The 19,528-nt window shown below is 40.8% G+C and carries 18 protein-coding genes; 11 read left to right on the top strand and 7 right to left on the bottom strand.

All coding sequences use genetic code 11. From position 1 onward, the window contains the following. Positions 1–38: 38 nt before the first annotated feature. The 5 genes from ACMAZF_RS16205 (at position 39) to ACMAZF_RS16185 (ending at position 5,201) form a co-directional block, all read left to right on the top strand. Positions 39–1,217: a phosphoglycerate kinase gene (locus tag ACMAZF_RS16205; protein WP_435274782.1), complete on the top strand. Its 1,179-nt coding sequence runs from the start codon at positions 39–41 to the stop codon at positions 1,215–1,217. A gap of 72 nt (positions 1,218–1,289) precedes the next feature. Continuing rightward, positions 1,290–2,354 carry a class II fructose-bisphosphate aldolase gene (fba, locus tag ACMAZF_RS16200; RefSeq protein WP_435274781.1) on the top strand — a complete coding sequence of 355 codons (1,065 nt, stop codon included), beginning with the start codon at positions 1,290–1,292 and terminating at the stop codon, positions 2,352–2,354. A 445-nt stretch (positions 2,355–2,799) separates the two neighbouring features. After that, complete coding sequence (locus tag ACMAZF_RS16195; RefSeq protein ID WP_435274780.1) at positions 2,800–3,630, top strand: mechanosensitive ion channel family protein; 831 nt, start codon at positions 2,800–2,802, stop codon at positions 3,628–3,630. Position 3,631: 1 nt separating this feature from the next. Next, positions 3,632–4,348, top strand: a complete 717-nt coding sequence (locus ACMAZF_RS16190; RefSeq protein ID WP_435274779.1) for a DUF481 domain-containing protein — start codon at positions 3,632–3,634, stop codon at positions 4,346–4,348. Positions 4,349–4,433: 85 nt separating this feature from the next. Further along, entirely contained in the window at positions 4,434–5,201 is a 768-nt protein-coding gene (locus ACMAZF_RS16185) for a DUF481 domain-containing protein (RefSeq protein ID WP_435274778.1), read from the top strand. A gap of 4 nt (positions 5,202–5,205) precedes the next feature. Here the strand turns inward: ACMAZF_RS16185 and ACMAZF_RS16180 are convergent, their stop codons facing one another. Genes ACMAZF_RS16180 through ACMAZF_RS16170 form a run of 3 tightly spaced genes read right to left on the bottom strand, consistent with a single transcriptional unit; the run spans position 5,206 to position 6,282 of the window. After that, positions 5,206–5,538: a hypothetical protein gene (locus ACMAZF_RS16180; RefSeq protein WP_435274777.1), complete on the bottom strand. Its 333-nt coding sequence runs from the start codon at positions 5,536–5,538 to the stop codon at positions 5,206–5,208. 3 nt (positions 5,539–5,541) lie between these two features. Beyond that, a complete protein-coding gene (locus tag ACMAZF_RS16175) occupies positions 5,542–5,676 on the bottom strand; it encodes an HD-GYP domain-containing protein (RefSeq protein WP_435277265.1) in 135 nt (44 codons plus the stop codon). Between the two features lie 9 nt (positions 5,677–5,685). Continuing rightward, complete coding sequence (locus ACMAZF_RS16170) at positions 5,686–6,282, bottom strand: HD-GYP domain-containing protein (protein WP_435274776.1); 597 nt, start codon at positions 6,280–6,282, stop codon at positions 5,686–5,688. 524 nt (positions 6,283–6,806) lie between these two features. Here ACMAZF_RS16170 and ACMAZF_RS16165 point away from each other — a divergent pair. Next, positions 6,807–7,514 carry a phosphoglycolate phosphatase gene (locus tag ACMAZF_RS16165; protein ID WP_435274775.1) on the top strand — a complete coding sequence of 236 codons (708 nt, stop codon included), beginning with the start codon at positions 6,807–6,809 and terminating at the stop codon, positions 7,512–7,514. 4 nt (positions 7,515–7,518) lie between these two features. Further along, positions 7,519–7,851, top strand: a complete 333-nt coding sequence (locus ACMAZF_RS16160) for a DUF2956 domain-containing protein (protein WP_435274774.1) — start codon at positions 7,519–7,521, stop codon at positions 7,849–7,851. A 319-nt stretch (positions 7,852–8,170) separates the two neighbouring features. Here the strand turns inward: ACMAZF_RS16160 and ACMAZF_RS16155 are convergent, their stop codons facing one another. Then, the gene (locus ACMAZF_RS16155; protein WP_435274773.1) at positions 8,171–10,471 is read right to left on the bottom strand and encodes a DPP IV N-terminal domain-containing protein; all 2,301 of its coding nucleotides are present in this window, start codon (positions 10,469–10,471) and stop codon (positions 8,171–8,173) included. Between the two features lie 159 nt (positions 10,472–10,630). Between ACMAZF_RS16155 and rsmE the strand changes: the two genes are divergently transcribed. Genes rsmE through ACMAZF_RS16140 form a run of 3 tightly spaced genes read left to right on the top strand, consistent with a single transcriptional unit; the run spans position 10,631 to position 12,697 of the window. After that, positions 10,631–11,362: a 16S rRNA (uracil(1498)-N(3))-methyltransferase gene (gene rsmE / locus ACMAZF_RS16150; protein ID WP_435274772.1), complete on the top strand. Its 732-nt coding sequence runs from the start codon at positions 10,631–10,633 to the stop codon at positions 11,360–11,362. Between the two features lie 43 nt (positions 11,363–11,405). Further along, on the top strand, positions 11,406–12,362 hold the full coding sequence (gene gshB / locus ACMAZF_RS16145; protein ID WP_435274771.1) for a glutathione synthase: 957 nt from the start codon (positions 11,406–11,408) through the stop codon (positions 12,360–12,362). An 8-nt stretch (positions 12,363–12,370) separates the two neighbouring features. Then, entirely contained in the window at positions 12,371–12,697 is a 327-nt protein-coding gene (locus ACMAZF_RS16140; RefSeq protein ID WP_435274770.1) for a BolA family protein, read from the top strand. Positions 12,698–12,730: 33 nt separating this feature from the next. Here ACMAZF_RS16140 and ACMAZF_RS16135 read toward each other — a convergent pair whose 3' ends face one another. After that, a complete protein-coding gene (locus ACMAZF_RS16135) occupies positions 12,731–13,492 on the bottom strand; it encodes an enoyl-CoA hydratase-related protein (protein ID WP_435274769.1) in 762 nt (253 codons plus the stop codon). Between the two features lie 293 nt (positions 13,493–13,785). On the opposite strand from ACMAZF_RS16135, the gene ACMAZF_RS16130 reads away from it, so the two are divergent. Further along, the gene (locus tag ACMAZF_RS16130; protein ID WP_435274768.1) at positions 13,786–16,644 is read left to right on the top strand and encodes a TonB-dependent receptor; all 2,859 of its coding nucleotides are present in this window, start codon (positions 13,786–13,788) and stop codon (positions 16,642–16,644) included. A 304-nt stretch (positions 16,645–16,948) separates the two neighbouring features. Here ACMAZF_RS16130 and ACMAZF_RS16125 read toward each other — a convergent pair whose 3' ends face one another. Beyond that, positions 16,949–18,481 carry an AbgT family transporter gene (locus ACMAZF_RS16125; protein WP_435274767.1) on the bottom strand — a complete coding sequence of 511 codons (1,533 nt, stop codon included), beginning with the start codon at positions 18,479–18,481 and terminating at the stop codon, positions 16,949–16,951. Between the two features lie 94 nt (positions 18,482–18,575). After that, positions 18,576–19,526, bottom strand: a complete 951-nt coding sequence (locus ACMAZF_RS16120) for an IS1595 family transposase (protein ID WP_435274766.1) — start codon at positions 19,524–19,526, stop codon at positions 18,576–18,578. Positions 19,527–19,528 lie beyond the last annotated feature (2 nt).

Below are 19,528 nucleotides of genomic sequence, written 5' to 3'. Positions count from 1 at the left end.
AGACGCCTAGGGGCGCAAGATTAATGAAAGGAAAGTTAATGACTGTAATTAAGATGAGTGAATTAGCGTTAGCCAACAAGCGTGTGCTGATCCGTGAAGATTTAAATGTACCCGTTAAAGATGGCAAGGTGACTTCAGATGCGCGTCTTCGTGCGGCGCTGCCAACATTAAAGCTAGCCCTAGAGCAAGGTGCAAGCGTCATGGTAATGTCTCATCTTGGTCGTCCGACTGAGGGCGAGTTTGATGCACAATATTCACTGCAGCCAGTTGCTGATTACTTAAATGAAGCGCTTGACGTCAATGTACGCCTTGCTACAGATTATTTAGATGGCATTGAAGTGACTGCTGGTGAGCTTGTTATTTTTGAGAATGTTCGCTTTAACCAAGGTGAGAAGAAAAATGAAGATGCATTAGCGAAAAAGCTAGCGGCGTTATGTGATGTATTTGTAATGGATGCCTTTGGCACCGCTCACCGCGCGCAAGCATCAACTCATGGTGTTGCTAAATTCGCACCTGTTGCCTGTGCTGGTCCATTATTAGCTGGAGAATTAGAAGCACTAGGTAAAGCTCTAGATAATCCAGCTCGCCCAATGGTGGCGATTGTTGGTGGTTCAAAAGTATCAACCAAACTAACGGTGCTAGAGAGTTTATCGACCGTTGTTGACCAACTTGTTGTTGGTGGCGGGATTGCTAATACCTTTATTGCAGCCGCAGGTCATGAAGTTGGTAAATCACTTTATGAAGCTGATTTAATTGATAATGCAAAAACATTAACGGCGAACGCGCAATCAAATGATGGTGACATCCCTGTACCAACAGATGTCGTTGTTGCCAGTGAGTTTTCACCAAACGCTAGTGCGACATTAAAATCAGTGACTGAAGTTAGCGATGAAGACATGATCTTTGATATCGGTCCTGACTCAGCACAAGCACTTTGCAAAATTTTAGAAAACGCAGGCACCATCGTTTGGAATGGTCCGGTTGGCGTATTTGAGTTTGATCAGTTTGGTGAAGGCACCAAAGCAATCGCACAAGCTATCGCCAACAGCTCAGCGTTCTCAATTGCTGGTGGTGGTGATACGCTAGCAGCAGTAGATAAATATGACATCGCCGATAAAGTGTCGTACATCTCGACCGGTGGTGGTGCATTCTTGGAGTTTTTAGAAGGGAAAAAACTTCCAGCAGTAGCGATTCTAGAAGAGCGCGCTGCACAGTAAACTGTTTTTATGAGTCAGCGTTTGCTGGCTCTACTAGGGTATAGCCCATTAAAATCGTGATAGGACAATAAAATGGCTTTAATTTCTTTGCGTCAACTTTTGGATCATGCCGCTGAATACAATTACGGTATTCCGGCATTTAACGTTAATAACCTAGAGCAAATGCGTGCAATTATGGAAGCGGCTGACAAAACAGACAGCCCTGTCATCGTGCAAGCATCCGCCGGTGCTCGTAAATATGCAGGCGCTCCTTTTCTTAAAGCATTAATGAATGCTGCAATTGAAGAGTTCCCGCATATTCCAGTATGTATCCATCAAGATCACGGTACTGATCCTGATGTATGTCAACGTTCAATCCAGCTTGGCTTTTCATCAGTCATGATGGATGGCTCGTTAATGGCTGATGGCAAAACACCATCAAGCTATGAGTACAATGTTGATGTGACTAAACGTACTGTTGATTTCTCACATGCGTGTGGTGTGTCTGTTGAAGGTGAAATCGGCTGTCTTGGTTCGTTAGAAACAGGTATGGCTGGTGAAGAAGATGGCGTCGGTGCTGAAGGTGTTTTAAGTATGGATCAGATGCTTACTAGCCCTGATGAAGCGGCAAGCTTTGTTAAAGCAACTAACTGTGATGCACTAGCTATTGCTATCGGCACGTCACACGGTGCGTATAAATTTACCCGTAAACCTACTGGTGACATTTTAGCAATCGATCGTATTAAAGCCATTCACGCTCGTATTCCTAATACTCACCTAGTAATGCACGGTTCGTCTAGCGTACCGCAAGATTGGTTGGCCGTAATCAATGAGTTCGGTGGCGAAATCCCTGAAACTTATGGTGTGCCCGTTGAAGAAATCGTTAAAGGCATTAAATTCGGCGTGCGTAAAGTGAACATCGATACTGATTTACGTTTAGCCTCGACTGGCGCTATTCGTCGTTTCTTAGCGCAAAACCCAAGTGAATTTGATCCTCGTAAATATTTTGCTGTTGCTCAAAAAGCAATGGAACAGATTTGTGTTGATCGTTACGAAGCATTTGGCTGTGTGGGTATGGCGAGTAAAATCCAGCCACTTACTTTAGAAACAATGTATCAACGTTACATTACTGGTGAATTGGACGCTAAAGTACTTTAATTAGTAACTAATTAGCGCTTAAACGATGAAAGCAGCCTTCGGGCTGCATTTTTATTGTTTAATACCAATTGCATTAAATATTTGCCCACTTGTACTTGTTAAAATTAACTACAATGGCGTTGCTCTCAATCCTAATAGCCAGCTATTAGTCAATCGAGCGCCTTGTTTTAGCTGATTTTCTCTACGCACAACAAGATCACTTACTTAATGCAATTGGTATTAATGCTTAATGTAACGCGCTGAATTTTGTCATGATGGTTATAAATAATAGCGTAAAAGAAGACTTGAATATGAATCGTCGCTGAACTTATCAAAGCGGGTAGTAAAGTTGTGAAAAATTCAGCTTTTTCACAAAAACAGTTGTGATATTTTTTTTGAATTGCGTATCATATGCGCAGATGTCATTTTATTGACGCTTAACTAAATAATTTACAGGGAAAATAACATGGAAATGATCCAACAGTGGTATACCGAGTATTCTCCAATGCTCGTTAATTATGTCATCGCTTTTGTTAGCGCTATTCTAATTTATTGGATAGGTGGCAAAGTAGCTGGCTTTATTAGTGGTTTGGTCGCGAAAGCGATGGCTAAACGCGATCTTGATTCAATTGTAGTTAATTTCATTAAAAACATCGTCTATGGCGTATTAATGACGGGTGTCATTATTGCCGCTCTTGGCCAAGTCGGTATTCAAACTGCATCATTTATTGCGGTATTAGGTGCTGCTGGTTTAGCGATTGGTTTAGCGTTGCAAGGTTCTCTGTCGAACTTTGCGTCTGGCGTATTAATTATTGTATTCCGTCCGTTTAAATCTGGTGACTTTGTCGAAGCTGGTGGCGTGAGCGGCACTGTTGAAGAAATTAAACTGTTCTCGACTTATATTCGCAGCGGCGATAACAAACAAATTATTTTGCCTAATTCATCTGTCACTGGTGGTGCTATCACTAATTATTCGACTAAACCAACACGTCGCATCGATTTAGTGATTGGTGTGAGCTATGACGCTGATATTAAACACGCTAAAAAAATACTAACTGAGATTGTTGAAGGGCACGAAAGTGTATTGAAAGATCCTGCACCAGTAGTAGCGGTTGCGGAATTAGCTGATAGCAGCGTTAACTTTGTGGTTCGTCCATGGGTTAATTCAGCAGATTATTGGCCAACACATTTTGATTTAATGGAAACCATTAAAATTAGATTAGACGAAGAAAAAATTGGTATACCGTATCCACAAATGGATGTGCATGTACATAAAGATTCAAATAACGGAGAGTAAAATGAAAAAGCTACTTATTGCTGGCGCAGTTGCGTCACTAATGTCAGCCACTGTAATGGCCGAAGAAGACAAGTCATGGGCTGCTACTGCTGAGCTTGGTGGAACAATGACCACTGGTAATACTGAAACCTCTACTTTAGTTGCTAAAATCGATGCAACACATAACTTAGGCGAGTGGGTAAATAACTATTACGCCGATGTGCTTTATAGTAAAGATGATGAAGAAAAAAAGGCTTCACGCTGGAAAATAGGCGGCAAGGGCGCTTATGTATTAGATGAAACGAGCAGCATCTTCGTATTAGGCGAGCACGAGCAAGATGAATTTAGTGGATACGATTCAGTATCTAGCTTCGCAGCAGGTTACAGCAAAAACTTATTTAAATCAGATACAGCAACATTTGATGCTGATCTTGGTCCAGGTATGAAGTTTTTTGATGTTGAAGATGGCGAGTCAGAAAAAACTGGCATTCTTCATGTTGGGTTAACTTATGAAAATGCATTATCTGAAACGTCTAAATTCTCACAAATATTTGTAAGTGACATCGCGTTTGAAGATGAAAAGTCGACATTGTCGCGTTCAGAAACAGCAATTACTGCAAATATTATGGGTGAATTAGCCATGAAGCTTGGCTTCATTGTGCGTCATGATAATAATGCTGGTTTAGATAAGAAAAGTGTTGATACTGAAACGACAATTACCTTGTTATACACGTTTTAGTTAAATCAATATTTCGATATACTAAAAACGTCAGCATTTGCTGACGTTTTTTTTATCTATAGCCTACTTACTAATAGAGTAAATAATGAGATCTACCGTCCTATTTTTCTTAATGTTAACCCTATCTACTTCATGCCTTGCAGGATCGAAACTCGCAAAGAGTGAGTTCACAGAATCTGCCTTTGAAGTAAAAAATAATGAAAGTGAAAACTCATGGGATATGGCGGCAGAAGTTGGCGCTACACTAACTTCAGGTAACACTGAAACGCAAAGCTTTAAAGGGAAGTTAGAAGGTGGTTTAGATTATCTAGGTGGGCGTTTAAGTTATTTAGCACAGTTTTATCAAAAGTCAGTAGAGCAAGAAAAAAATGCTGATAAATGGAAAATTGGCTTAAAACACAATCTGCATTTAGGTGAACACAGCAGTACTTTTTCGATTTTTGAGTATGCACGAGATAAATTTGCCAGTGCAACACAAACCGTTACTTTTGCGGCTGGTTATACCCAAAGAATTCTTGATAACGCAGCTGTGCTTTGGAACGCCGATATTGGCCCTGGAATAGCAAGAACAACCATGGAAGCTGGTAAAGAAAATCGCAACATTATTCATGTTGGTTCTCAGTTTAAATTCAAGCTCAATGAAACAACAGAGTTCGAACAAAGTGTTGTTGCCGACCTTAATTTAGATGGCAACGATTATGACGTTTATCGCTCAGAAACGTCACTGTCAGCGAGTGTGGTGGAAAATCTTAAAATGAAACTGGCTTATGCGGCAAAATTTGATGCAGATGTCGACGTTGGAAAAGAGAAGTTAGATACAGAAACTTCAGTTTCTTTGGTCTATATATTCTAGCTAATTAACCAACAGGTTGATAACGATAGGCGTCGATGTCAATGCCATACTCAAAGGGACCAACACCTCTTTTGATACTGAGATTACTATCGGCTAAATCAATTAATTTAACTTCATAATATTTTTTATATTGGGTGTTATAAAAAGTCTTCACTATCGGCTTTTTCATGTCACTTTCATTCGATTCCCATACTAAGCCAAGTAGGTTATTTGAAAGTTCGACTAACGAACCAACCGGATAAAATCCAATACACAAAATAAAGGCTTTAAGTAAATCTTCATCTAAATGATGCCCACTGAGCCCCATCATAATTTTCAATGCGGCAGCAGGTGACATGGCTTAATTTTTGTAACAGCGACTAGCGGTTAGTGCATCGTAAATATCGACGATTGACGACATTCTGCCTATTTCAGACAATTGCTCGCCTTTTAGGCCCAATGGATAGCCGGTGCCATCAATTTTTTCATGATGCATAGTGCTCACTTATCGACTCATCTGAGTCAGATCTTCAATCTCATTGAGTAAGCTTTTAGAATGAACCTGATGCAATTTCATGTGTTCAAACTCATGAGGCTCTAGACGGCCAGGCTTGTTGAGTATTTCTAAATCGACACGGGTCTTACCGATGTCGTGAACGATACCACCTACGATAAGCTGTGCTTGTGCGTCGCGACTCCACCCTAGATAGCGAGCAAACGAACCGACATTGAGGGAATGTTCTGCTAAGTAAGCATCTTTGGTGCGCAGTGCTGATAATGGATGCAGCGCATCACTATTGTTAGATAATGATTCAACAATGTCGTCAGCGGCTTTATTGAGTGGTTCTATATCGACAACTTGGTCTGCAAAAACGTTTTCTAACATTTTATTGACCGTCGCTTTAGATTCCTTTAGCAATCGATGGGCGCGCATGACTTCGTTGTCAAACGCGACTAGCTTAGACTTGTCACGTTTCCATGAGGCTGGCTCAATTTTTGTGGTAAATGTTGACCGACTAAAATCGACAGTGACCTCAACAATACCGTCTCCTGCTAATTTACCGATAACCTTTTCACTGGGTACTCGACCAGGCTTTTTCACTGCAATTTTTTACTTCGAGTCATTAGGGTCTGTTGATCTTTTGAGTTCATTTTTGCAGCAATTTGTTTGAGGTTTCTACAAGGCAGAGCCTATGTTGTGTAGCTGGCTACACGAATAGGCGAAAACGCCGTAGAAATAACAAACAAATGCTGTCCGTAGGATTCACCTAAAAGTATTTTGTGCCGCGTTATTCGTCATTCACTGGGGTAAACCCAGCATCAATCCTCATGCCTTGCCCACAACCCTTTTAGATTGAACAAAATTTGAACTACAAAGGTCAACAGACCCTAAACTCTAATAAAAATATACCAATTTTTAAGTCGGCTATCGCAATTTTTTTGATACTCACAGGAAAACTACCCTTGGTAAACTTTTGGAATCTAATCTCTAGCATAGTTGAGACTATTGATAATGAAGATAATACACTATTTCGATGGATTTAATCAGGGATGGGTATCACTAAATAGTGATCCATGTTAAAAATAGCTTCCGCGCAAATTTATAGAAATAGTTTAGGTTCCCTCATGTCAATACAGCACGTAATTTTTAATAATAAATCCGACTTAATTTTTGACCTCGATGGCACCTTGGTGGACAGTGTTCCAGACTTAGCGGTGGCTGTTAATAACATGCTTAGCAGTTTATCGTTAGCAAACTTTCCAGAGGAAACAATTCGTAGCTGGGTTGGCAATGGTGCAAAAACACTTGTCGAACGCGCATTAAGTGGTTCAGGGAATATTTCATCAACACTAGATGTCGATTATGCGAAACAAGCGTTGGATATTTTCCTTGAACACTATCAACGCCAAGCCTGCGTTAAAACATCCTTGTATACTGGTGTTGAAATGACGTTGTCGACATTAGTCGATCGTGGCTATACATTGCATATCGTTACCAATAAACCATTAATTTTTGTAGATCCCATTGTCAGTCATCTAAATATCAAACAATATTTTACTCAGATACTTGGTGCCGATTCACTACCAAAGAAAAAGCCTGATCCAATGCCGTTGACACATGTCGTGAATCAGCAAAGTGTTAGTGTTGGCAATTGTGTCATGATCGGCGATTCTCATAATGATATTTTGGCTGCGAATGCCATTGAAATGGAAAGTGCTGGACTAACCTATGGTTATAACTATGGTGAAGACATATCCTTGCATAATCCAACTGTTGTATTTGAAAATTTTGATGGATTATTGAGTGTATTTCCTTCATTAAAAGAGGGGTAATATTATGTCTTCTAAACAACCAGTCTCTCAACAAACTAAAGATGAAGCGCTTGCCGTTGCTAAAGCCAATCAGCGGCCTGGACAAACCAAAGAGCAAACTAAGTTAATTGCTGCTGGTATCGAAAAGGGAATTAGCGAGTTTAAAAAACAGCACAAAGCTAAACAACGAGAACAAGATAAAGCCCGGAAAAAGGGTCGTCAAGTTAAGAAAGAGCAATCACTCAGTCCAGCTGAGACTGAATTATCATCTACTACTGAAAGCTCGTCCAAATTACCATGGATTTTACTTGTCCTGTCTTGGTTAGGGGTCCTCACTTATACCAATTGCATTAAGTAAGTGATCTTGTTGTGCGTAGAGAAAATCAGCTAAAACAAGGCGCTCGATTGACTAATAGCTGGCTATTAGGATTGAGAGCAACGCCATTTTAGTTCATTTTAACAAGTACAAGTGGGCAAATATTTAATGCAATTAATGGTATTACTTTTTTGGCGAAGTAAAAAAAGTGACTGGTGTGCTTACGCCGCTATTAATGGAGTGTAATGTACATGACGCACATCATAAACTGGGAGCTAGGTTATAGAAGATTTAATAAATTAAAAAATAAAAAATCCCGCACTCAGTGAGTACGGGCTTTCATTTTTCAATGAACCTAGAATTATAAGTTATCTAAGAAATATTCAGTCATCATTGTTTTTAGATGCAGTGTTGTTCCTTCACCTTCCCATAAACCGTGGCTACGGTTTGGATAAGACATGAAATCAAACTGTTTGTTATGTTTAATTAACTCGTTAATTAAACGCTCACTGCCTTGATAATGAACATTGTCATCACCTGTACCGTGTACTAATAACAATTTACCTTGTAGATTTTTAGCGAAGTTAATAGCAACACTTTGCTCATAGGCTTCTTTGTTATCTTCTAGTAAACCAGAATAACGTTCTTGGTAAATTGTATCGTATAAACGTAAGTCAGGAACCGGCGCATTAGCGATACCCACTTTGTACTGTTCAGGGTAACGGAATAAGGCGTTAAGCGTTGATGTACCGCCACCAGAATGTCCCCAAATACCAACGCGAGACTCGTCAATGAATGGGAATTTCTTCACCATTTCTTTTACGGCATCCGATTGATCGCGTGACGGTACTACACCTGCTTTAGCGTAGATAGATTTTCTCCACGCACGACCTTTAGGCGCTTTAGTACCACGGTTATCAATTGACGCAACAATAAAGCCTTTTTGCGTTAGTAGTTGATCCCAAAGGTATGAACCTCCGCGCCAGCTATCTTTTACCGTTTGACCAGCGGGCTCGCCATAAACATAAAAGATGATTGGGTATTTTTTGTTTGGATCAAAATCAGCAGGTGTGGTGATGTAACCATCAAGCATTACGCCGTCGTGTGCTTTAACTTGGAAAAACTCAGTGTCACCTAAGTCAAGTTTAGCAAGCTTGGCTTTTAGTGCTTTGTTTTCAGTTAATACACGCTCAATTTTATGATCTTTAAGTGACACTAGACGTTTTGTTGAAGGGACATCAAAGCTTGAATGAGTATGAATAGCCCATTGGCCTGCTGCATCCATGTAATAGCTATTTGTTCCTGCAAATTGTGCTGGCGTTACTCGCTCTTTTTTACCGCTACCATCTAATGGCGCGCGGAATAAGTAACGTTGTGCTACATCATCTGGAGAAGCAATGAAGTAAACCCAGCCAGCTTTTTCGTCGATAGATTTAATTGAGGTGATATCAAATGCACCAGGCGTTAAATCAACAACCGATTTACCGTCGCGAGAAATCTTGTAAATGTGGCGCCAGTCATCTTGTTCGCTGATCCATAAGAATGACTTACCATCGTCAATCCAAGTAACGTCATAAACCCACTCGATAAAGGTTTCTTCTTTTTCAGTGTAGATATGATTCAGTGCGCCTGTCTTAGCTGATACTAAGTAGACCTTATTGGTATCTTGCTTGCGGTTCATGCGCTGAATGATAACTTCATCGCTATTGTCAGCCCAGCTCATACGCGGAATATACATGTTATGCGCGTCGCCTTTAAACTTCGCCCATACTGTTTTTTGTGTATTTAACGCAACAACACCAATCTTAGCTGCGGCGTTTTTCTCGCCAACTTTTGGATAAGGGAAAGTCGTTAAAGTTGGGTATAAAGTGTCAGTATTGTTAATCATGTGGAAATCACGAGATCCACTGGTATCTAACTGCCAGTAGGCAATTTTGCTACCATCAGGGCTCCAACGGAAGCCATCGCGAATACTAAATTCTTCTTCATAAACCCAATCGAATAAACCATTAATCGTTGATTTAGATGCGTCAAAGGTCAGCTGCTTAATTTTCATTGAGCTAAGATCTTGTACATAGATATTATCTAAATACACATAGGCAACTTTGCTGGCATCTGGTGAAAATTTTGCGAACATTACACGGCTATCTTGATAGTCGCTGCCACCAACTTTCGTTAACGTTGAATTTTTAAGGTTCAAAATGTAGTAATCACCGCGAGAATTCGAGCGCCATACTTTTTTAGAGTTTGTGTAAATCAGTGCTTGGCTGCGATCTTTTGACCAACTGTAGTTGTGAATAGAAAGCGGCTTATCACTGCCTTCTGGAATCAATTGCTCTGCAGAAATAAGTACTGTGCGTTTGTTGGTTTTTGGATCGTATTCAACAATGTCACGGCCCGCGCTTTTCATCTCGCCTTTATCGTTTTTCATTTTATAGCTAGATTTTTCAACAGCGGTGTAACCACTACCATCACTTAACCAGCGGATACGGCCAATCCACTCTGAGCGGAATTCGCCGTCTTTGTAGATTTGTTCCAGAGTTAGTGGTTTTGCGGTAGTTTCTTGACTAGCAACGGTGTCGCTGGTGGCTTGACAACCACTGAGCGCAACACCCAATCCTAGTGTTAACGCGAGGCGTTTAAACAATCGGTTTGAGTTCATTTTAAATCCTATAGTTAGGGCGGGGTAATAAAAATTGTATACACCGTATAGAAGTTATGAAGATTTTCCACTTTTATTTTGTAACAAGCCTTGAAAAACAACCATCTCGGGTCAATTTATCTTTATACTAACTGTCTTAAATATTACTTGGTTTGACTGATGAGAATCCCACGCATATATCACCCTGATACTTTAAATACCGACGACACAATAGAGCTCGAAGCTGATGCTGCTAATCACGTTGGTCGCGTGTTGCGCTTAAGTGTCGATGCGCCGATTATTTTATTCAATGGGCAGGGTGGCGAATACTCAGCAGTTTTAATCGAGTCTGGTAAGAAAAAAGTCACCGCCTTAATCGGAGAGTTTAATGACAAATGCATTGAATCCCCATTAACGATTCATTTAGGGCAGGGTATTTCTCGTGGCGATAAAATGGAACTTACCATTCAAAAGGCAGTTGAGTTAGGTGTGACTGAGATTACTCCGTTATTTACTGAACGTTGTGGTGTTAAATTAAATGGCGAGCGTTTAGAAAAGAAAATGAGCCAATGGCGAAAAATAGTGATCAGTGCATGTGAACAATGTGCTCGTAACACGTTGCCAATTATCCATACGCCTAAATCACTTGAGCAATGGGCTAGTGAATCAACGGATGAATTAAAGCTCAACCTTCATCCGCGCGCAGCTCACGGTATTAATGGACTAACAGAGCCAACTCATGGCGTGCGCTTGGTGATTGGGCCTGAAGGTGGCTTGTCAGACAATGAAATTGAGTTTGCCAGTGACCAAGGCTTTGAAGAAATTTTGATTGGGCCACGCGTATTGCGAACAGAAACAGCCGGTTTAACGGTCATTAGTGCATTGCAAACGCGCTTTGGCGACTTAGGTTAGTACGTAAAACTAATCAGTAAATTAACAGATCAGAGGAATGAGCATGACCATAAAACTAGGTATTTTGATGGATCCTATTGCGGATATTAATATCAAAAAAGACAGCAGCTTTGCCATGTTGATGGAAGCACAAAGCCGTGGCTATGAAATGTATTATTTAGAAATGAACGATCTCTATTTAGAACATGGTCATAGTTATGCACGCGTCATGTCTGTCACGGTGAAAGATGATCCAAATGATTATTACCAACTAGGTGAGCCTCAAGAGATCCGTCTTAGTGATTTAGACGTGTTATTAATGCGTAAAGATCCGCCGTTTGATACTGAATTTGTGTATGCGACTTACTTATTAGAGCGCGCCGAAGATGAAGGGTTGTTAGTCGTTAACAAGCCACAAAGTCTACGCGATTGTAATGAAAAACTTTACACTGCTTGGTTTGCTGATCTAACCCCGCCGACATTAGTGACGCGTCGTGAAGATAAAATCCGTGAGTTTTATGCCACTCACAAAGATATGATCCTCAAGCCACTTGATGGGATGGGCGGTTCATCGATTTTCCGTGTAAAAGAGGGCGATGCTAACGTTGGCGTTATCATCGAAACGTTAACGCAGCTTAATACGGTTTATGCCATGGCGCAGGCGTTTGTTCCTGATATTAGTAATGGTGACAAGCGTATCTTAATTGTTGATGGTGAGCCGATGCCATATTGCCTTGCGCGTATCCCAGCAGAAGGTGAAACCCGTGGTAATTTAGCGGCTGGTGGCCGTGGTGAAGCTCGTCCGCTGTCAGATACTGATTGGGAAATTGCCCGTCGTATCGGCCCGACATTAAAAGAAAAAGGACTCATTTTTGTTGGGCTTGATGTGATTGGTGACAAAGTGACAGAAATTAACGTAACCAGCCCAACTTGTATTAAAGAAATTGAAGCTGCTTTTGAGGTTGATATTACTGGCGCGTTAATGAATGCGATTGAAACACGCCTTGCGGCCAATAAATAGGAACCATCATGAGTGATTTTACCAAAGTACAGCGCGCCGTTGAGCAAAAGTTAAAGGATGAGTTTTCACCAACTCATCTAGAGATCCTCAATGAATCGCACATGCACAGTGTGCCGCCAAATTCTGAAACACATTTCAAAGTGACGTTGGTATGTGATGCTTTTGATGGTATTCGTCAAGTGAAACGCCACCAACTGATTTACAAAGTGTTAAGTGAAGAGTTAGCGGGTCCAATTCACGCACTGGCTTTACACACCTTTGATAATGCTCAGTGGCAAAGTGCGAATGTGCCAGATTCACCGAATTGTTTAGGTGGCAGTAAGTTCGATAAATAAAGCTAGCAGCGCCAATTGTTTGATTGGCACTTTTTAGAACTGAGGCGCACGTTTTTCTAAAAATGCATTAAGCGCTTCTTTGGCTTCGCCACTTTGTAACCGCTCTATGAAAACTTCCCCTTCTTTAAGAATAACGTCTTCAATTTGTTGTTTAAGTGGCGCTTTCATTAAGTTTTTAGCCGCTTGCACTGCTTCTGGTGCTTGCGCAGCATAACGATGACAAATGGTTAGCGCGTTTTCGACTAAATTACTTGGCTCGCATATTTCGTTAACTAACCCAAAAGATAGAGCTTGATACGCATCAAAAGACTCACCTAGCATCAGCAATTCACTGGCTTTACGTTGACCGACAAGTTGGGGAAGTAACAAACTTGATGCGCCTTCAGGTGTAAGCCCTAACTGAACGAATGGCATCTTAAACAACGTATTATCTGCACTAATTACATGATCGCAATGTAGTAGCATAGTTGTACCTATCCCAATAGCTGGACCAGCCGTTGCTGCAATAAGTGGTTTAGAAAAGTTATTAAGTGCTAATAAAAAGACAAATGGAGGCGCCTGAATATTGTTAAGTGGAGTTGAAAGAAAATCGTTTAAATCATTACCGGCACAAAATGTTTCTTCATTCCCTAGTATTAAAACGGCCTTAAGTTCACTATTTGAATCACACTCATTTAATAAACTAGCAAGCTCAAGATACATTTCGCTAGTTAGCGCATTTTTATGCGAATAGCGATGTATAGTAATTCGGCCTATACAATCACTAACAGTTAAACTAATTACTTTATCCTGCATGAAACTTCCCTTATTTCCATTTAAAAATCAATCATACAACTGTTTTAAATTTAAAATCCAATGATTTTAATGGTGTTTCCATCCATAAGGCTTACTAATTAACTAGTCATTAAGTGCTAATAAATGTGATTACTTACTCATAGTTGCTTAATTTTATGATTCTTAAAATAATATTTCGACACATATTTAACAGATTTTTTAAATATCAACTATGTTTTATGTGCTATGGAATTGCACATAAAAGGCTGGACGCTGTTAATAGAGATTTAAGGTAATCATTGGAGATTGAATCGATGCTTAAAACAAATAAAATAACTAAGTCTATAAGACTTGCGCTGTTAGCTAGTATTTCGTCAAGTTTTTTCGTTGTTCCAAGCGCTGCAATTGCCGCTGAAGAAGAAAAAAAAGCGGTTGAAAGAATCGAAGTAACAGGCTCTCGTATTAAACGAGCGGACATTGAAGGAGCCAATCCTGTCACGGTAATAGATCGTGCAGCAATTGATAAAATAGGCGTAACTAATGTAGGTGATTTATTGCAGAATCTAACGTCCTCTGCTGGTGCAGCTGCTAACACGCAGGTGAATAATGGCAGTGAGAATAGTGGTGCAATAAGGTTTTCGTTACGTGGTATGGGAGACAATCGTACGTTAGTTCTCTTAAACGGAAGACGAATTGTCGCGGGGGGAAGTGGAGCAAACTCTGCGGTTGATCTAAACAACATTCCCGTGAGTATAATAAAACGGGTCGAAGTACTAAAAGATGGGGCCTCATCGATTTATGGCTCTGATGCTATTGCCGGCGTAGTAAATATTATTACGCGCAATGATTTTGAAGGCTTTGAAGTGCAGCTTACTGCAGGACAACATTCTGAGGGAGATGGTGCGCAAAAGGGTTTTGATATCACTATGGGAACCCGAAGCGACAAAGGCAACGTTGTGTTAGCTATTGGAGCCAATGATCAAGAAGATGTCTTTATGGGCGACCGCGGGTTTTCAGAGTTTGAGTTACGCGCGTATCCAGATGGCCATACAGAAGAAGGTGGTAGTTCTGCTCCGCCGTGGAGCAATGTAGATGGTTATCCGGGTTCTGCTTACGATCCTACTGATCCAGACAGTAAACCCACTGCTGACTTTAATGTAACTCGTGGTCCTGAATACGGCGATTGGCGTAAACGCGATGGCTCGACCGATTCATACAACTATAATCCGGTAAATTACCTGCAAACACCAAGTAAGAAGTTTTATTTGAGCGCATTTGGTGACTATTTTATCAACGACAATGTGACCGCGTTTGCCGAAGCGTCGTATGTAAAAGTCGATAGTCAACGGCTTATTGCACCAGAGCCTCTTGCACCGCTTGTTTTTTTTGGTTCACCAGCTCCTTATTCTGCCGATAACTATTACAACATGATGTATGGGCCAAAGGATAAAGATGGAAATTCCTATGAGATCCATGATTGGCGCCGTCGCATGTTGGAAAGTGGTGGTCGTACTGATAATCGTCAATCTCGTACCGTGCGTTTAGTCGCTGGTTTAAAAGGAACTATTGGTGACGAGTATCAATGGGAAATATCGTATAACTATGGTGAGAATTTTTTCAACAACTATGCAACAGGTTATTACCATTTAGACCGAGTAGCAGAAGCCGTTGGTCCTACGCATATGGATTCTGATGGCAACGTACAATGTGGCGCAACAGCAGATGACGCCATCGATGGGTGTGTGCCGCTAAATATATTTGGAGAACCAGGCACTGATACGGAAATCACACCAGAGATGCTTCAATATATTTCTGGAAATTACAATACGTTTGAAGAGGGTGGCAATAAACAATACACATGGCAGGCAATCTTAAGTGGTGATTTATTTGAAACTGATGCGGGTATTATCGGATTCGCTGCTGGTTTAGAGTATCGTAAGGAAGTAGGTACTTATACGCCAGATGCGCTATTAACTAATGGCATTACTACAGCAGGTGATGCGGTCGCTACGTCGGGCTTTTATACCGCCACAGAAGCCTTTGTAGAGTTCGCTATTCCACTCACTGATACGTTAGAAGCGGACGCTGCTATACGTTTTTCTGATTATGATACGTTTGGTAAAAATACTTCGGGTAAAGTTGGTTTGCGTTGGCGTCCAACTGACGAGCTAATGTTGCGCGCAACGACATCGACCGCTTTTAGAGCACCAAGTACGAGTGAATTATTTGGGGGCGCTGCAACTGGTTTTCCAGAAGCAACAGACCCTTGTTCTATTCAAAATAGCCCTGAAACAAGTGGCCCTAAATGGAGTAATTGCGTTTCGACTGGTGTTCCCGCTGGATTTAATGATGATGGCGTAGAGCAGATCCCAACTAAGGAGGGCGGTAATGCCAATTTCTTTGGTGGAACCTCTTTCGATTTAGAACCTGAAGAAGCAGACATCCTTACCATAGGTGTTGTTTACAGCCCGGAATCTGTTGAGGGATTGTCACTGACAGTCGATTACTGGGCCATCGAATTAGATAATGCTATTAGTACTATTGGAACACAGTCACGATTGAATGCATGTTATAACAGTGGTTTATATTGTGATTCGATTTCTCGGTTTGGTGCCGGTTCTGGCGCAGAAGGCAGTATTATCCTTGTTGAAGACTTCACTGTAAATGTTGGTGGGGTTGACACTTCTGGGGTTGATACTAATGTTCGTTATGCATTTGAAACCGATGTTGGTGAGTTTGTGGCAAACTTAACGTCTACCTATCTTATAGACTACGACAAAGAAATCGCATTAGGGGAAGTTATTTCCCATGCAGGTCGTTTTAATGTCGATCACGATGGGAACTTCGCAGAGTGGAAGCACAACTTTTCAATTGACTGGAAATATGGCGACTTTGATACTAACTTGAGTGTTCGTTACATTAGCAGTGTAATCGAAGAAGAAAAAGGTTGGTGGACTGATCCCTTTGACCGTGACGTTGAGGCGAATACAACCGTTGACTTGCAAACGTCTTATCATCTAGAAGATTATAGTACGAAACTAACCCTTGGAATAAACAACTTATTGGACCAAGATCCGCCGTTTGTCTATTCGGCGTTTGGTGCTAATACAGATGTTTCAAGTTACGATGTTACTGGCCGTTATATGTATGTGAAAGCAACGATGAAATTTTAATCGAATCGCTAACATAAATTAGGGTCTATTGAACCCTATGGACAGCATTTGTTTATTATATTTACGGCGCTATTGCCTGTTCGTGCATTGCTACATGGATGTAGCTCACTAGAACAATGCAGGAGCTAATTTCGAGCCAGCTACACCACACCGGCTGTGCCTTGTATAAACCATAAACAAATAGCTGCAAAAATGAACTCAAAAGTTCTACAGACCCTAGTAATGTAAAAGACCCTCATTGGCTTATCCAATGAGGGTCTTTTTATATTGATATTAGGATCTAATAGCATATTGAATGAGTAGGTTAACCAGCAATATAATCATAACTCGCTTGTATCCCCAGCGGGATGCCAAACGACCAATAGATGAGCAAGAATATTGTCCAGCACACCATAAAAATAAGTGAGAAGGGCAACATCATTGCAGTCAAAGTACCTATTCCCGTCGTTGTTACATAACGCTGACAAAATACGACTACCAATGGAAAGTACGGCATTAGTGGTGTAATAATATTGGTACTTGAATCACCAATACGATAGGCCGCTTGTGCCAAATCAGGTGAGATACCTAATTGCATTAACATCGGTAAGAATATAGGTGCTAGCAGTGCCCATTTAGCTGACGCTGAGCCAACAAATAGGTTAATGAAACCAGTTAGTACGATAATACCGACGATAGTAACAGAACCAGGTAAATCTAGTGCTTTTAAAAATTGTGCACCATTTACAGCCAGTAAAATACCGAGGTTTGATTGACCAAATGAGTAAATAAATTGGGCAATAAAAAACATAATTACCAAATAGTAGCCCATACCTGACATCGCTACCGACATGCCTTCAACAAAGCTTTTAGAACTATTAATTTTGCCAATTGTAATACCGTAAACTAATCCCGGTAATAAAAAAAATAGAAAAATTAATGGCACAATAGACTTCATTAAAGGGGCTCCGATTGCGTTTAATGAACCGCCATCGGCGCGCCATGGAGATGACTCAGGAAGCGCCGTAGCGATTAATAGCAAGACACCAGCTAAAATTGACCACATCGCATAACTTAATGCTTTACCTTCTTGTGTGTTTAATGGCTCCATTTTAGGTAAATCTTCTAAATTACCGTCAAGCTTATTATCCGCTAATTTAGGCTCAACAATCTTATCAGTGATAAACCAGCCTAAGCCGGTAATTAATAAGGATGAAGCGGCAGTGAAATAGAAGTTATTTAGTGGGTTTAGGACAATTTTAGGATCTAAAATTTGAGCGCCAGCTTGAGAGATTCCTTGCAGCATAGGATCAATTGCCGAAGGAATAAAGTTGGCAGAGAAACCACCTGATACACCGGCAAAAGCAGCTGCAATACCGGCTAGGGGGTGCCTGCCTGCAGCGTAGAAAATTACTCCGCCCAGTGGGATAACTAAAACATACCCTGCATCGACGGCAGTGTGCGAAACAATGCCAATAAGAATTACCAAAGGTGTTAACAGTGCTGTGGAGGTTTTCGCTAATAAAGAGCGCAATCCTGCATTAATGAAACCAGAATATTCTGCAACACCGATACCCAACATAGCAACTAAAACAACGCCAACTGGATGAAAATGCGAGAAGTTATTGACCATTGACGATAAAAACTGCGTAAAGGCGGCACCCGACAGCTGGTTATTAATAATTAACTGTTCACCTGTTCTTGGATCTATGGCATTGAAACTAATGCCTGATAACGCCCAAGATAACAGCCACACAAAGCCCAATAGGGCGATGAACAAAACGGCGGGATCGGGAAGTTTATTCCCGTAAAGCTCTACCTTATTGAGCATTCGCTGAGTTAATGTAGGTTGACTCATAATTATTCCTTTTATTATTTTTACATGCCTATGCAGAAAACTCAGGATTGAACTATACTGTGTATATAAACGGCGCTGTTCCAAAATACTGTTGTCACCCGTAAGCCGCGACTAATATTTGCTGTTTATCTAGCTTTGCGTTGCTTTCCCTGAACCACGCAAGATAATTAGATAAATACTTCGTTGCCACACCTTTCATTTTTCCGTTAATCCAGCCTTTAAAGTTAGCTATCGCGCCATTTACCGTTTGGATATGGTACACCTCATCTATTACTCTGATTTCACCGTTGATTAACCGCTTATGGTCACAATGTTTTTGTTTGGCAATTGCCACATAGGACCACGAACCATCGCTGCATAATACCGAGTGTTCAGTGATATTTTCAGCTAAATTCGCTGCTATTTCTGCCGTTGTATCAGCCGCTAACATAGGGTTAATCATATGGTTGCTGCGATCTATCGATAAAAGAACGGCAACTTGACCATCCTTGGTTCGTTTATCGATGCCGCCCCCTCGTTTTCTGGGCTGACGTTGCTCCGCTAAAGTGTTCGAACCTTTTTCTGAGTAAGCTAGAAAAAACTCATCAACTTCAATAATTCCCGATAGTTTATCGTCATTTTTACCCGCTTGAGCAACCAGAAAACGATGTCGCCATAAGAAAGCCGTTTTAAGGTTAATACCACAAACCTCGGCAGCTTCTCTTAGGGTTAATTTTAATTGCATACAACGCGCATAATCTTCCCACAGATGAGATTTATGTAATCGAGAGAATGGTGTCTTAGTCTTGTTGTTAAAGGTTTTATGACAACCTTTACAGCGGTATCTCTGTATCGCACCTGATTTCCCCCACTTTTTCAATTGAGTGGATTCGCAATGAGGGCATTGTGGGGATAGGTCAAAAAGAGGCTGAATAATTTCATCGGTACTGATTTCAGCCTCTAGGGCTTGAATTGACTGATGAACTATCTCTCTTTGCGCTGGAGTCATCGAGGAAAGTTGTTTCGTTATCCGGTTAAGCTTACTTACAAATGATTTAGTGTTCATTA

Source organism: Psychrobium sp. nBUS_13 (assembly GCF_051201665.1).
GTDB lineage: Bacteria > Pseudomonadota > Gammaproteobacteria > Enterobacterales > Psychrobiaceae > Psychrobium.
This window is presented reverse-complemented; position numbering and strand designations above follow the sequence as displayed.

What these genes read in the sequence shown, in the direction of transcription:
- ACMAZF_RS16125 (WP_435274767.1), bottom strand. Translation starts at nt 18,481, where the DNA reads ATGAGTCAACCTACATTAACTCAGCGAATGCTCAATAAGGTAGAGCTT.
- ACMAZF_RS16140 (WP_435274770.1), top strand. Translation starts at nt 12,371, where the DNA reads ATGAGTGATTTTACCAAAGTACAGCGCGCCGTTGAGCAAAAGTTAAAG.
- ACMAZF_RS16120 (WP_435274766.1), bottom strand. Translation starts at nt 19,526, where the DNA reads ATGAACACTAAATCATTTGTAAGTAAGCTTAACCGGATAACGAAACAA.
- ACMAZF_RS16190 (WP_435274779.1), top strand. Translation starts at nt 3,632, where the DNA reads ATGAAAAAGCTACTTATTGCTGGCGCAGTTGCGTCACTAATGTCAGCC.
- ACMAZF_RS16165 (WP_435274775.1), top strand. Translation starts at nt 6,807, where the DNA reads ATGTCAATACAGCACGTAATTTTTAATAATAAATCCGACTTAATTTTT.
- ACMAZF_RS16160 (WP_435274774.1), top strand. Translation starts at nt 7,519, where the DNA reads ATGTCTTCTAAACAACCAGTCTCTCAACAAACTAAAGATGAAGCGCTT.
- rsmE (WP_435274772.1), top strand. Translation starts at nt 10,631, where the DNA reads ATGAGAATCCCACGCATATATCACCCTGATACTTTAAATACCGACGAC.
- fba (WP_435274781.1), top strand. Translation starts at nt 1,290, where the DNA reads ATGGCTTTAATTTCTTTGCGTCAACTTTTGGATCATGCCGCTGAATAC.
- ACMAZF_RS16205 (WP_435274782.1), top strand. Translation starts at nt 39, where the DNA reads ATGACTGTAATTAAGATGAGTGAATTAGCGTTAGCCAACAAGCGTGTG.
- ACMAZF_RS16180 (WP_435274777.1), bottom strand. Translation starts at nt 5,538, where the DNA reads ATGTCACCTGCTGCCGCATTGAAAATTATGATGGGGCTCAGTGGGCAT.
- ACMAZF_RS16175 (WP_435277265.1), bottom strand. Translation starts at nt 5,676, where the DNA reads ATGCATCATGAAAAAATTGATGGCACCGGCTATCCATTGGGCCTAAAA.
- gshB (WP_435274771.1), top strand. Translation starts at nt 11,406, where the DNA reads ATGACCATAAAACTAGGTATTTTGATGGATCCTATTGCGGATATTAAT.
- ACMAZF_RS16195 (WP_435274780.1), top strand. Translation starts at nt 2,800, where the DNA reads ATGGAAATGATCCAACAGTGGTATACCGAGTATTCTCCAATGCTCGTT.
- ACMAZF_RS16130 (WP_435274768.1), top strand. Translation starts at nt 13,786, where the DNA reads ATGCTTAAAACAAATAAAATAACTAAGTCTATAAGACTTGCGCTGTTA.
- ACMAZF_RS16135 (WP_435274769.1), bottom strand. Translation starts at nt 13,492, where the DNA reads ATGCAGGATAAAGTAATTAGTTTAACTGTTAGTGATTGTATAGGCCGA.
- ACMAZF_RS16185 (WP_435274778.1), top strand. Translation starts at nt 4,434, where the DNA reads ATGAGATCTACCGTCCTATTTTTCTTAATGTTAACCCTATCTACTTCA.
- ACMAZF_RS16155 (WP_435274773.1), bottom strand. Translation starts at nt 10,471, where the DNA reads ATGAACTCAAACCGATTGTTTAAACGCCTCGCGTTAACACTAGGATTG.